This is a genomic window from Pseudomonas halotolerans, from assembly GCF_039581215.1.
Taxonomy (GTDB): domain Bacteria; phylum Pseudomonadota; class Gammaproteobacteria; order Pseudomonadales; family Pseudomonadaceae; genus Aquipseudomonas; species Aquipseudomonas tehranensis.
Genome location: NZ_JBCNTJ010000011.1, coordinates 165,577 through 178,110, shown reverse-complemented (window position 1 = coordinate 178,110; position 12,534 = coordinate 165,577). Strand labels below are relative to the sequence as shown.

At 61.7% G+C, this 12,534-nt stretch carries 10 protein-coding genes; 3 read left to right on the top strand and 7 right to left on the bottom strand.

The window, feature by feature from the left end; translation table 11 throughout:
• Positions 1-7: 7 nt before the first annotated feature.
• Complete coding sequence (locus AAIS01_RS16585; protein WP_343469823.1) at positions 8-511, top strand: M48 metallopeptidase family protein; 504 nt, start codon at positions 8-10, stop codon at positions 509-511.
• A gap of 4 nt (positions 512-515) precedes the next feature.
• Complete coding sequence (locus AAIS01_RS16580; protein ID WP_214912553.1) at positions 516-812, top strand: winged helix-turn-helix domain-containing protein; 297 nt, start codon at positions 516-518, stop codon at positions 810-812.
• Between the two features lie 125 nt (positions 813-937).
• Here AAIS01_RS16580 and AAIS01_RS16575 read toward each other — a convergent pair whose 3' ends face one another.
• A complete protein-coding gene (locus AAIS01_RS16575) occupies positions 938-1,390 on the bottom strand; it encodes a GNAT family N-acetyltransferase (protein ID WP_092401636.1) in 453 nt (150 codons plus the stop codon).
• A 259-nt stretch (positions 1,391-1,649) separates the two neighbouring features.
• On the opposite strand from AAIS01_RS16575, the gene AAIS01_RS16570 reads away from it, so the two are divergent.
• The gene (locus tag AAIS01_RS16570) at positions 1,650-2,387 is read left to right on the top strand and encodes a substrate-binding periplasmic protein (RefSeq protein WP_343469805.1); all 738 of its coding nucleotides are present in this window, start codon (positions 1,650-1,652) and stop codon (positions 2,385-2,387) included.
• A 118-nt stretch (positions 2,388-2,505) separates the two neighbouring features.
• Here the strand turns inward: AAIS01_RS16570 and yccS are convergent, their stop codons facing one another.
• The 6 genes from yccS to AAIS01_RS16540 all read right to left on the bottom strand — a co-directional run bounded on the left by yccS (position 2,506) and on the right by AAIS01_RS16540 (position 12,303).
• Positions 2,506-4,689, bottom strand: coding sequence for a YccS family putative transporter (gene yccS / locus AAIS01_RS16565; RefSeq protein ID WP_343469804.1), 2,184 nt, complete (start codon positions 4,687-4,689; stop codon positions 2,506-2,508).
• Between the two features lie 220 nt (positions 4,690-4,909).
• Positions 4,910-6,088, bottom strand: a complete 1,179-nt coding sequence (locus AAIS01_RS16560; RefSeq protein ID WP_343469803.1) for a BaiN/RdsA family NAD(P)/FAD-dependent oxidoreductase — start codon at positions 6,086-6,088, stop codon at positions 4,910-4,912.
• Between the two features lie 158 nt (positions 6,089-6,246).
• Positions 6,247-7,584, bottom strand: coding sequence for an ATP-dependent RNA helicase DbpA (dbpA, locus tag AAIS01_RS16555; protein WP_256244261.1), 1,338 nt, complete (start codon positions 7,582-7,584; stop codon positions 6,247-6,249).
• A gap of 300 nt (positions 7,585-7,884) precedes the next feature.
• Entirely contained in the window at positions 7,885-9,312 is a 1,428-nt protein-coding gene (gene mdtD, locus AAIS01_RS16550; protein WP_343469802.1) for a multidrug transporter subunit MdtD, read from the bottom strand.
• A 211-nt stretch (positions 9,313-9,523) separates the two neighbouring features.
• Positions 9,524-10,861 carry a TldD/PmbA family protein gene (locus tag AAIS01_RS16545; RefSeq protein ID WP_343469801.1) on the bottom strand — a complete coding sequence of 446 codons (1,338 nt, stop codon included), beginning with the start codon at positions 10,859-10,861 and terminating at the stop codon, positions 9,524-9,526.
• Positions 10,861-12,303, bottom strand: coding sequence for a TldD/PmbA family protein (locus AAIS01_RS16540; RefSeq protein WP_343469800.1), 1,443 nt, complete (start codon positions 12,301-12,303; stop codon positions 10,861-10,863). Before AAIS01_RS16540 ends, AAIS01_RS16545 begins: the two co-directional genes overlap by 1 nt.
• Positions 12,304-12,534 lie beyond the last annotated feature (231 nt).

Here is a 12,534-nt window from a genome sequence, read left to right as displayed (position 1 = left end):
GCCGCCGATGATCGCGCTCAAATACCTCCAGGCTTACCCCGCCGCCCTGCAAGCCCAAGTGCAGCAATTGATTGCCCAGGATCGGCTGGGCGATTACCTGCATCAGCGCTATCCCGACCGGCATTCGGTCCAGAGCGACAAGGCCCTGTACGGTTATGCACTGGATCTCAAACAGCAATACCTGCGTAACGCGCCCGCTATCGACAAGGTGCTGTTCGACAATCGCCTGGACCTGACCCACCGTGCGCTCGGCCTTCACACTGCGATTTCACGGGTGCAGGGCGGTAAGCTCAAGGCCAAGAAAGAAATTCGTATCGCTGCGCTGTTCAAGGACGCGGCGCCTGAGTTTCTGAAAATGATCGTGGTGCACGAACTGGCTCACTTCAAGGAGTCGGACCACAACAAAGCGTTCTACCAACTCTGCGAGCACATGCTGCCGGGCTATCACCAGTTGGAGTTCGACTTGCGGGTGTACCTGACCTGGCGTGACCTGCAACAACACAAGGACTGACCCTATGGATGTCAGCAAGACCAAAAGCAGCTTCTATCGTCGTTTGTATGTGGCGTACCTGATCGACAGCGGCGCTGCCAGCAACATCCCCGCGCTCACTGAAGTCACCGGCATGCCGCGACGCACCGCGCAGGACACCGTTGCGGCGCTGGCGGACCTGGATATTGTGTGTGAGTTCGAGCAGCAAGAGGGCGCCCGTAACCATGCCGGGCAGTATCGGATCCGTGATTGGGGGGCGATTGATCGGCGCTGGATCGAGGGGAATTTGCAGCAAATCAAGGCGGTGCTTGAGTATCCCTGAATCTTGGGTGGTGTCTGGGCTGGCCTCATCGCGAGCAGGCTCGCTCCCACAATGGATCGGCTGAAACATAAAATCTGTGTCGCCCGTGATCTACTGTGGGAGCGAGCCTGCTCGCGATGCGTTTTTCAGGGCCGATGCATGCCAATGTGTGGAATCCCGTCTTCCATATACTCGATACCCACCACGCCAAACCCATACCGCGCGTAATACCCTTGCAGATGCGCCTGTGCCGACAGTGAGATCGATGTGCCGGGCCAGTGCCGCTCGGCCTGCTTGAGGCCTTGTTCCATCAGCTTATGGCCCATCCCCTGTCCCCGCGCCTGGGGGGCGATGACCACACGCCCGATGACCACATCACTGTTTTGCGAGTGTGGATCGAGCAAGCGAAGGTAAGCCACCAGATGATTGTCCTGCCAGGCCATCAGGTGGCAGGTGTCGCCCTCCAGGTCCAGGCCGTCGACGTCCAGGTAGGGGCAGTTCTGCTCGACGACGAAGACTTCGGCGCGCAATTTGAGGATGGCGTACAGCTGTTCCTTGCTCAGGTCACTGTGATGTTTGCAGACCCAGTCGATATCCATTTTTTGAATTTCCTGAAGAACCTGGTGCCGATATTAAGCGGGCTGGCTGCAGAAGTCTCTTTCTTGAATGACGGTAAATCTGTGACAAAGGCCAAAATGCCATCATCGAGTTGTCGCCGTGCGGCCTTCTTTGTGTAATCTTCAATCCAGCGCTGCGCAGCGGTTCCATTGAGCTAATGTTAGGACCGGATGTCTGACGACATCTCTTGAGTTTCGGCTAAAAACAAACCGGGCTTTGAACCCGTCAAGGATGTTTGGCATGCCGCGATTGCATCGAACTCTTGCTTTGGTCGGGTTGCTGTTGCTGAGCCACAACGCTGGCGCGCAAAAGCTGCGCCTGGTGGCGGATGGCTGGCCGCCTTTTACCGACACCACGCTGGTCAATGGGGGCCTGGCGACCGATATCGTCAGTACCGCCCTGGCGCGGGCCGGTTATGCCAGTGACTTCGAGCAGGTGCCTTGGGCCCGAGCGATGCTGGGCATCGGCGAGGGGCGTTATGACGTGCTGATCAATGCCTGGTACAGCGAAGAGCGTACCCATGTGGGCCGTTTCTCGGCTGAGTACCTGCTCAACCGCGTGCGCTTGATCAAGCGCAAGGACTCACCCATCCAGTACGAGAACCTGCAGCAGTTGCATGCCTATCCCATCGCCGTGGTGCGCGGATACGCCTACTCCAAGGCGTTCGATGAGGATCTGAAAATGCAGAAAATCCCTGTGCATAACTTCGCCATGGCCGTGCGCATGCTTGCCGCCGGCCGGGTGAAACTGACCCTGGAAGATGAATTCGTCGCCCGTTATTACCTGGCTCGCGAATCCGCCAAGGTGCGCAACGCCGTGGAGTTCATGCCCAAGCCAGTGAGTGAAAACAGCCTGCACATCCTGGTCAGCCTGAAGAACCCTCAGCATGAACAGATTGTCGCGGGATTCGATCGGGAGATTGCGGCGATGAAGGCCGATGGCAGTTATGCGCGGTTATTGAAGGCGCACGGGATGTGATCTTGGGATTGCGGTGGCAGTGCTGGCCCCTTCGCGAGCAAGCCCGCTCCCACACTTGGAACGTGTACCCTGTGGGAGCGGGCTTGCTCGCGAAGAGCCGGTCCATTCACCACATTGCTCAAGCCTCGCTGGTGTCCTTGACCAGATGGGCTGCCAATGTGCGCAGCGGCCCCAACTGACGGCAGATCAACGCCAGTTGCGTCTGCACCAGCCGCTGGCCCTCGTCGATTTCATCGGGCATCTGCTCAAGCTCATTGGCCAGGGTTTCTTCTTCGTCGCTTTGGACCGCTATCGGTTGTTTGCTCGCTAGACCCTGCGCGATTTCGTCGATGCTCGCTGCCAGTTTCACCCCGGCGCCGTCGATCAGGTGTTCGCGCACGTCTGTGGGCAACTGGGTTTCCCGATGGGCGCCCAGGCCTGACAAGTAGCTGAGCAGGGTGTGTGACAGCACCAGAAAGCGGAACCCGACATCGGCTTCCTTACGGAAATGCCCCGGTTCCATCAGCATGTTTGCCAGGGTGGTGGACAATGCGGCGTCGGCGTTGTGGGCGTTGCGTCGGGCCAGGCGGTAGGCCAGGTCGTCGCGCTTGCCGGCGGCGTATTGCTGCATGATCTGGCGCAGGTAAATGCTGTTGCAGGTTAGCGTGTTGGCCAGCACCTTGTTCAGCCGGCGGCCTTGCCAGTCCGGCAGGAACAGGAAGACCGCAAGGCCGGCGATCAGGCTGCCGAGCAGCGTATCGAACAGTCGTGGCAGCAGCAGTCCGTAGCCGTCGCCCACCTGGTTGAAGCAGAACAGCACCATGATCGTGATCGCGGCAGTTGCCAGGGTGTAGCGGGTCGTGCGGTTGGTAAAGAAGATCACCCCGGCGGCAATGGCGAAACACGATTGCACCAGCGGGTTGGGGAACAGATCGAACAGCGCCCAGGCCACCGTCAGGCCGATGGCGGTGCCGATGATCCGCTGACCGAGCTTGCGCCGCGTGGCGCCGTAGTTGGGTTGGCACACGAACAGCGTGGTGAGGATGATCCAGTAGCCCTGGGACGGGTGGATCAGATGCACCATGGCATAACCCACACTCAGCGCCAGGGGCAGGCGCAGGGCATGCCGGAACAGCAGCGAGGTGGGCGTGAGCTGTGTACGCAAGCGGATCCAGACGTCCTTCAGGGTGCGCGGTGAGCGATCCAGCAGGCTGCTATCAGTGGCGTCGGCCAGGGCGTCGGGGTTGCTCGCGTCGCTGAGCAGGCGGTCCATGGTGCCAAGGTTCGCCGACAAGGCCCGCAGTGAACGCAGCAACCCGCGCCAGGCCGGGTTGCTCTGGATTCGCAGGTGTTCGAGAGAGGCGTGCAGGTCGTTCAAGGCCTCGGCGAAGCTGGCGTCATAGACGAATGGCTGGCGCAGTTGGATCGACTCGGCCAGCGCCTGGCAGGCTTTACCTTGCTGACGCAGCAAGCGTTGGCAGCGGAACAGTACGTCGCTGTGAAAGAACGCTTCGGCCAGGGCGTTATAGGGGTAGTGGGAAGAGCTGGCGCGCTCATGGACATCCTGGGCGAGGAAGTACAGCTTCAGGTAGCGGCTGACTTTCGAGCCCGGTCGCCCGTTGCCGACGCGGTGCAGGATGATTTCCTTCGCCGCGTTAAGCGCGGCGACGACCCGGCCATTCTGCTGGGCCAACTCCAGGCGGCGGGCTTCGACATCCAACTGGCGGATCGGCTCGAACAGCGACGATTTGAGCTTCAGGTAGCGTCCCAGCTCGCGAAACAGCCGCGCCAGGCTTTGCTGCACCGGCTGGTTGGAAAACAGCGCCTGCCACAGCACCGAGAGCAGGCCGTACCATGCTGCACCGGCCACCAGCAATAAAGGTTCGTGCCAGAAATCGGTGACCGCGCCACCGCGCTGATCCACGCCGATCATGGTGTAGACCGAGAGAATCAATGTGCCGTAGGCAATGGCGCCATAGCGCTCGCCCAACGCACCGAGCATGGTCAAGGCGAAGCTCGCCAGCGCCAGGGCAACGATGAACAGGACCGGATAAGGGAACAGCAATTCCACCGACAGCGCCGCGATGGTGAAGCACACCAGGGTCACGGCCAGCGCGTTGAGGCGGCCCTGCCAGCTGTCATCGGTCTCGGCCAGGGCGCTGGCGATGATGCCCAGGAACAGCGGGATCAGCAGCGCCATCTTATCCAGATACCAGCACAGCGCCATGCTGCCGGTCAGGGCGATGAACACCCGCACGCTATAACTGAATTTATCCAACGCCCAAAGGCGACGCAGAGACTGACTAAACGAGGTCGATGACATGAAGTGCACGGGCCTGACGGGCAATGACGCTAAGTTGAGGCAGTAATGACGCCAACGCAATGGCGGCGATCACATCCGGCAGCAAAAAGTGTTCCGGGATGCACCCCCGACCTACTGTGGGAGCGGGCTTGCTCGCGAATACGGTGTGTCAGCCAGCATCGAATTGATTGACTCACCGCATTCGCGAGCAAGCCCGCTCCCACATTTGATGTGTGTTGTGTCAGACGTATTGCGCGGCGGCGTAACCCGACGCCCAGGCCCATTGGAAGTTGAAGCCGCCCAGGTGTCCTGTGACGTCCAGCACTTCGCCAATGAAATACAGCCCGGGGCTTTTCAGGGATTCCATGGTCTTGGAGGACACTTCCCGGGTATCGACGCCGCCCAGGGTCACTTCGGCGGTGCGGTAGCCTTCGGTGCCGGCCGGGACGACATTCCAGCTCGCCAGTTTCTCGGCAATGTCTGCCAGTTCGGCGTGGGTGTATTGCTTCATGGGTTTGGAGACGAACCAGGTGTCGGCCAGCAGGGTGGCCATCTTCTTGGTGAACAATTCGCCCAGTAGGGTTTTCAGTTCGCTGTTGGGGCGTTCGGCCTGTTGCTGTTGCAGCCAGCTCGGCAGGTCATGGTCCGGCAGCAGGTTGATCTGCACCGTGTCACCCGGTTCCCAGAACGAGGAAATCTGCAGGATCGCCGGGCCGCTGAGGCCGCGGTGGGTGAACAGGAGGTTCTCGCGAAAACTCTGGTCGTTGCAGCTCACCAGGCAATCCACCGATGTGCCGGACAGTTCGGTGCACAGTGCCTTGAGCTGGTCGGTGATGGTGAACGGCACCAGCCCGGCGCGGGTCGGCAGCAGTTGGTGGCCGAACTGTTTGGCCACCTGGTAACCGAAACCGGTCGCGCCCAACGTCGGGATCGACAGCCCGCCCGTTGCAATCACCAAGGATTGGCAGGTGAGGGCCCCGAGGGTGGTTTGCAGCAGGTAGCCGCTTTCGGTTTTCTCGATGTGCTCGATCGAGGTGTCCAGGTGCAGGTTGACGCCGGCCTGGTCGCATTCATCCAGCAGCAGGCCGAGGATGTCGCTGGACTTGTTATCACAGAACAACTGGCCGAGTTTTTTCTCGTGATAGGGCACGCCGTGCTTGGCCACCAGGGCGATGAAATCCCACTGGGTGTAACGGGCCAGGGCCGACTTGCAGAAATGCGGGTTCTGCGAGAGGAAATTGCCCGGTTCGGTGTACATGTTAGTGAAATTGCAGCGTCCACCGCCGGACATCAGGATTTTCTTGCCGGCCTTGTTGGCGTGGTCCAGCAACATCACCTGCCGTCCGCGCCCGGCGGCGGTCAGCGCGCACATCAACCCCGCGGCGCCAGCGCCAATGATCACGACTTCGGTAGAGCGCAAAACGGTGTCCTCTCACAAATTCTAATTTCACCGAAAACCACTGTGGGAGCGGGCTTGCTCGCGAAGGTGGTGTGCCAGTCGAATCAATGTTGACTGACACACCGCCTTCGCGAGCAAGCCCGCTCCCACAAGGGATCTTCTTTGGATTGAAGATCGTTTTACAGGATCCGCACCCGCAACGAGCGGCCCTTGATCTTGCCATCGTTCAGGCGTTGCAGCGCCTGTTTGGCGATTCCGCGCTCCACGGCGACATAGGCCTGGAAGTCGAAAATCGCGATCTTGCCGACCTGGGCGCCGGGGATACCGGCGTCGCCAGTGAGGGCGCCGAGGATGTCGCCGGGGCGGACTTTGTCTTTGCGCCCGGCACCAATGCACAGGGTACTCATGGCCGGCAGCAGCGGCCCGCCGCCCTGGGGCTTGAGGTTGTCCAGCTGGTCCCAGCTCAGTGGCGACTTCTGCAACTGCTCGATCGCTTGGGCGCGGTGGGCTTCGGACGGCGCCACCAGGCTGATGGCGATGCCTTTTTCACCCGCACGCCCGGTGCGGCCGACACGGTGAATGTGAATTTCCGAGTCACGGGCCAGTTCGACGTTGATCACCATGTCCAGTGCGTCGATGTCCAGGCCACGGGCCGCCACATCGGTGGCCACCAGCACCGAGGTGCTGCGGTTGGCGAACATCGCCAGCACCTGATCGCGGTCACGCTGTTCCAGATCGCCATGCAGGCCGACCGCGGAGATACCTTTGGAAGTCAGATGATCGACGGTTTCCTGGACCTGCTGCTTGGTGAAGCAGAACGCCACGCAGGAAGCCGGACGAAAATGCGCCAGCACCTTGACCACGGCGTCCATGCGCTCCTCGGGGGAGATTTCGTAGAAACGTTGCTCGATCTGCGCGTCGGAGTGAAACGCTTCGGCTTTGACCTGTTGCGGGTTGCGCATGAACTTGGACGACAGTTGCTTGATGCCCACCGGGTAGGTGGCGGAGAACAGCAAGGTCTGACGGCGCTCCGGGGTCTGCTGGATGATGTCTTCAATGGCGTCGTAAAAGCCCATGTCGAGCATGCGGTCGGCTTCGTCGAGGATCAGCGTGTTGAGGCCGTCCAGCACCAGCGAGCCCTTGCGCAGGTGCTGCTGGATGCGCCCCGGCGTGCCGACGATGATGTGGGCGCCGTGCTCCAGGGAAGCGATCTGCGGGCCAAACGACACGCCGCCACACAGGGTCAGGACCTTGATGTTGTCTTCGGCGCGGGCCAGGCGCCGAATTTCCTTGGCGACCTGATCGGCCAGCTCGCGAGTCGGGCAGATCACCAGTGCCTGGCAGCCGAAGAAGCGCGGGTTGATCGGGTTCAGCAGGCCGATGCCGAAGGCCGCGGTCTTGCCGCTGCCGGTCTTGGCCTGGGCGATCAGATCCATGCCCTTGAGGATCACCGGCAAGCTCTGCGCCTGGATCGGCGTCATCTGGGCATAACCGAGGGATTCGAGGTTAGCCAGCATGGCGGCGGACAGCGGCAGAGTATTAAAAGCGGTGGCAATGGTGGTCACGGGACTGGCCTGCAAAACAAAATGTCGCGCAGTGTAGCAGCCTCGTGCCACTTTTCTCGAAAGTTCTGGACGAGCTGTGGCGCAGTTCTGAAGCGGACGAATTCCCTGTGGCGAGGGAGCTTGCTCCCGCTGGGGTGCGAAGCGCCCCCAAACCGGCCAACACGGTGTACCTGAAAGTTCGTGTCGTCTGGATTGCGACTGCTGCGCAGCCGAGCGGGAGCAAGCTCCCTCGCCACGGGGATCCAAGGGGCTCTAGTGCTCGATATGCTCATCCGGCCGCTTGGTCCGCCGCCCATCCTCTTTCGACAACTGCGAAAAAATCGTCGCCGCCAGCATCGCCATGATGCCCACCGTCAGGAACGTCAACTGGAACGCGCCGAGCACGGTGTCCACCCCGTCGTTACCGACCTGGGCAGTAAAACCGCCGAGCAAGGCGCCAGCGCAGGCCACGCCCAGGCTCAGGGACAGTTGCGCCACCACCGACAGCAGGCTGTTGCCGCTGCTGGCGCTGGCGTCGTCCAGGTCAATCAGGGTTACGGTGTTCATCGCGGTGAACTGCAACGAGTTGATCGCCCCCAGCACCGCCAGTTGCGCCAGCAGCAACCAGTACGGCGTCTGTTCGCTGACCAGGCCCATACTCGCCAGCATCAGCCCCAAGGCCAGGGTGTTGCCGGTCAACACGCTGCGGTAGCCGAAGCGCTCGATCAAAGGCCGGGCCACGGATTTGGCGACCATCGCGGCGGCCGCCAGGGGCAACATGCTCATCCCGGCCTGGGACGGTGAATAGCCCAGGGCCACTTGCAGCAGTAACGGCACCAGGAACGGCAGGGCGCCGCTGCCCAGGCGGGCGAACAGGTTGCCGAGAATCCCCACGGCGAACGTCCGGGTCTTGAACAGCGACGGTGCGAACAGCGGGTTTTCGATGTGCCCGGCCCGTAGCCAATAAGCGGCCAGGCAGGCCATGCCGCCGAACAGCAGCAACATCACGCGCAAGTGCGGCAGGTGCAGTTCACCCAGGCCTTCCATGGCGATGGTGATCAGTACCATCGCCGCGCCGAACAGCAAAAAGCCCAGGCCATCGAACGGCGTACGCTCACTGCCGCGCAGGTCCGGGATGAACTTCCACACCGCATAGCAACCCAGCATGCCCACCGGCAGGTTGATGATGAAGATCCAGTGCCAGGTCAGGTACTCCACCATCCAGCCGCCCATGGTCGGGCCGATCAGTGGGCCGAGCAGGCCGGGAATCGTGATGAAACCCATGATCCGCACGAGTTCCGAGCGTGGGTAGGCCCGCAGCACGACCAACCTGCCCACCGGCAGCATCAGTGCGCCGCCCAGGCCCTGGATCACTCGGGCACCGATCAGCATGGACAACGAGTTGGACAAGGCGCAGAGCAACGAGCCGAAGCTGAACAACAGGATCGCGCCGAAGAAAATCTTCTTGGTACCGAAGCGGTCGGCGATCCAGCCCGAGGCCGGGATCAGCAGCGCCACGGTGAGCATGTAGGCAATGATCACGCCCTGCATGCGCAGCGGGTTCTCCGCCAGGTCGCTGGCCATGGCGGGCAGGGCGGTGTTGAGGATGGTCCCGTCCAGGGACTGCATGAAGAAGGCAATCGCCACGACCCAAGGAAGCCAGCGGGCGGTGACAGCGTCGAGCGGTGCGCGGTTGGGCATGGGGCCTCTTGTATGGCGTGTTGATCAGGAACGGGTGCCGCTGTTGTGGCGAGGGGATTTATCCCCGCTGGGGCGCGGAGCGCCCCCAAAGCAATTGAATGCAGTTAACCAGATACACCAGATGATAGTTTTTAGGGCTGCTTCGCAACCCAGCGGGGATAAATCCCCTCGCCACAAGTAATTGCCTTCGCAGGTTTACTTAGGGTTGGCTTTACAACGTCAAAGTCAAACGCTTGACCAGCGCCCCCGGCAACAGCATCGAAGCCGTAGCCCGCTGGCTGTAGGTGCTGGCCGAGAGCAGAAGTTCCCGCTCCCGGCTCAGGCCTTCGAGTTGTGAGCCGAGCAGACTGTAGACACTGTCGTCGAAACGCATGGTGCTGACCGGCGCGACGATCTGGCCGTTCTCGACCCAGAACGTGGCGAAGCGGGTCATGCCGGTCAGGCGCGCGGCCGGTTGGTCCGAGTAATTCAAGTACCAGAGGTTGCTGATGTACAGCCCGGTGCCGAGGTGTTCGAGGATGTCTTGCTGCTCGAGCTGGCCTTGGTTCATCACCAGCGCCGTGGGGTATTCGTAACTGCTGGCGCCGTTGGCGTTCAGGCCGTGCTCGGCAGCGCTGCGGGAATTGACCAACTGTGCGCTGGCCAGGCCTTTGACGATCAGGCCCAAGTCATCGCGCGGATAACCTTCGTCGGAAAACGCTGGGCTCAAAGAACCGCTGACCTGCTCACTCAGCCACACATCGGGGCTCAAGCTTGCTTCGTTCGCGTAGAACTTCTGCAACGGACTTTGCTTGCTGGCAATCGCCCGGGCCGAAAACCCGCCCCAGCTGAGCATGCCCATGATCTCTTCCAACGCGGCCGGCGCCAGGTAGGCGCGGTATTCGCCGGGCGGCAGTGTGCGCAAGGGGCGGCCCAAAAACGCCAACTGCTCGCGGGCCTGTTCAAAGCGCCTGGCAAAGCCTTCGCTGCTCCATTCGTGCCCGGCGTAGCTGGCTTTTACCGCCTGGCCGTTTTCATGGAACAGGCTGAAATCGAAGTTGAAGCTGTTGGCCTGATGCCAGCCGAACGCCCCCGAAGAACTGGCGAAACCACGGCTGATGGGGCCGGCGGCGTAGAACCCCACCAGGTCCAGGCCTTCGGCGGCGCGGGTGATTTCGGTAACGGCCTGTTCCATCTCGGGCAATGGATGATCCTGCACATTGTTGCTCTGCCAGTGGTCGGCGTTGAGCAGCAGGTAGGGATCGGCGGGCAGCAGCGGCAAGGTTTCGCGCAGTTGTTGCAGGCCTTCGGCCAAGCGTTGCAGGTCGGTCTCGGGGTCGCCGGACAAGGTGATCTGCAGATCCGCATGGCGGCCGTCGGCGATCAGTTTGAAACTGACATTGGCCTGTTGCACCTGCCCGGCCTGGCGGACCTTGCCGTGGTTGAAGCGCACGAAGGCCGAGGATTCGGCGGCGTAGCCGAGGGTGAACTGTTCCGGCTCATGCAGGGCTTCGCGCAGCCAGTCGACCAATGCCTTGAAGGCCTCGGCCTGATTATTGATGGTGCTCATCAGGCATCTCCCCCAAACACATCAATGTTGCTGAACACGCAGGCCGGTGAGGCATGGCCGACGCGGATGACCTGGTTCGGTTCGCCCTTGCCACAGTTTGGCGTGCCCAGGACCTGGGCGGTACTGGCGTCGCCCACCGCCCGCATGCTTTTCCAGAATTGCGCGGAAATGCCCCGGTAGTTGGGGTTTTTCACCACGCCCTTAAGCTCGCCGTTTTCGATCAATTGGCCCCACTCGCAACCGAACTGGAATTTGTTGCGGGCATCGTCGATGGACCAGGAGCGGTTGGTGCGCATCAGCACGCCGTGTTCGATGCCCTGGATCAGTTGCTCCAACGATTGGTCGCCGGGCTCGATGTTCAGGTTCGCCATGCGGTCGATGGGCGGGCGATTCCAGCCACAGGCGCGGCTGTTGGCGACGCCGCTCAGGCCTGCGCGAAATTGCGACAGCGCACCACCCAGCGGGCGCAGCAACAGCCCTTCACGAATCAGATACTCTTTGCTGGCGGCGGTGCCGTCGTCGTCATGGCTGTAGCTGGCCAGTTCTTCGGGAACGTTCGGGTCGAAGGTCACGTTCAATAACTTGGAGCCGTATTGCAGGTGCCCGAAGTCGCCGGTCGTGACGAAACTGGTGCCGGCGTAATTACGCTCGTCCCCCAGAATGCGGTCCAGTTCCAGCGGGTGACCGATGGACTCGTGGATCTGCAGCATCATCTGGTCGGGCATCAACAGCAGGTCACGCGGGCCTTGCGGGGTGTTCGGCGCCAGGAGCAATTGCAGGGCCTGGTCAGCGATCTTCGGTGCAGCACCGATCAGGCCGCAGCGGTGGATGACATCGAAACCGCCTTGCTGGCCGAAGTTCTCACGGCCCAGGGTGCGGGTCTGGCTGTCGTTGCCGTCGAAGGCGGTGACGTCCAGGGCCGGATAAACAAAACGTTGGGCCTGGCGCAGTTCGGCGCCAGCGCTGTTGAGGTAGATCTGCTCGACCTGGGTCAGGCCGATGCTGACCTGCCAGTTCACCAGACGCTCATCCTTGGGCACCGCGGCGGATTCGTCACCCAGTAACTGATAGCAATCGTTGAGGGACGGGAACACCTGGTCGAAGTGAGGCGAGAAGTAGTCGGCGCGGTCGCTGGAGACCGCCTGCTCGCGCAAGTCGAGCAGGGCGTGTGGCTTGAGCCGGCGGGCTTGTTGTTCGGCCCGCTCAAGGGCTATTTGCAGGCCGGCCTGGGACAGGTCGTTGGTGGCGGCATAGGCCTCGACACCGTCGACCCGCACGGTGAGCATCGCCCCTTCGTCACGGCCCAGACTGGGCGGCTCGGCAATGTTCTTGCGCACCGACAAATGCTGGCCGGATTCGCGCACGTAACGCAGGGAAAAGAATTCAGCACCCGTGCGCAAGGCAGCAAAACGCTGCTTGAGGCGGGGGTGGAAGTCGAACATGAAACCTCCTTGTCTGGAGTGGCGATGCAGCGAGGTGTGGCGCATTGGCGCGGCGGCTCTAGATTAGGCCTGGGGTGGGGGTGGGATCAAGGTGGAAGGGAATACTGGAGTGTCAGGGGGGACGCTATCGCGAGCAAGCTCGCTCCCACATTGGATCTTCGGTAAGCACGGAATCCGTGCCGGCCGCCGTACCCATTGCGGGGGCGGGCTTGCTCGCGAAGACGGCGGTAC

Bases quoted from the DNA above. Each gene is read 5' to 3' on its own strand.
- AAIS01_RS16585 (WP_343469823.1), top strand. From the start codon at position 8: ATGATCGCGCTCAAATACCTCCAGGCTTACCCCGCCGCCCTGCAAGCC.
- AAIS01_RS16580 (WP_214912553.1), top strand. From the start codon at position 516: ATGGATGTCAGCAAGACCAAAAGCAGCTTCTATCGTCGTTTGTATGTG.
- AAIS01_RS16575 (WP_092401636.1), bottom strand. From the start codon at position 1,390: ATGGATATCGACTGGGTCTGCAAACATCACAGTGACCTGAGCAAGGAA.
- AAIS01_RS16570 (WP_343469805.1), top strand. From the start codon at position 1,650: ATGCCGCGATTGCATCGAACTCTTGCTTTGGTCGGGTTGCTGTTGCTG.
- yccS (WP_343469804.1), bottom strand. From the start codon at position 4,689: ATGTCATCGACCTCGTTTAGTCAGTCTCTGCGTCGCCTTTGGGCGTTG.
- dbpA (WP_256244261.1), bottom strand. From the start codon at position 7,584: ATGCTGGCTAACCTCGAATCCCTCGGTTATGCCCAGATGACGCCGATC.
- mdtD (WP_343469802.1), bottom strand. From the start codon at position 9,312: ATGCCCAACCGCGCACCGCTCGACGCTGTCACCGCCCGCTGGCTTCCT.
- AAIS01_RS16545 (WP_343469801.1), bottom strand. From the start codon at position 10,861: ATGAGCACCATCAATAATCAGGCCGAGGCCTTCAAGGCATTGGTCGAC.
- AAIS01_RS16540 (WP_343469800.1), bottom strand. From the start codon at position 12,303: ATGTTCGACTTCCACCCCCGCCTCAAGCAGCGTTTTGCTGCCTTGCGC.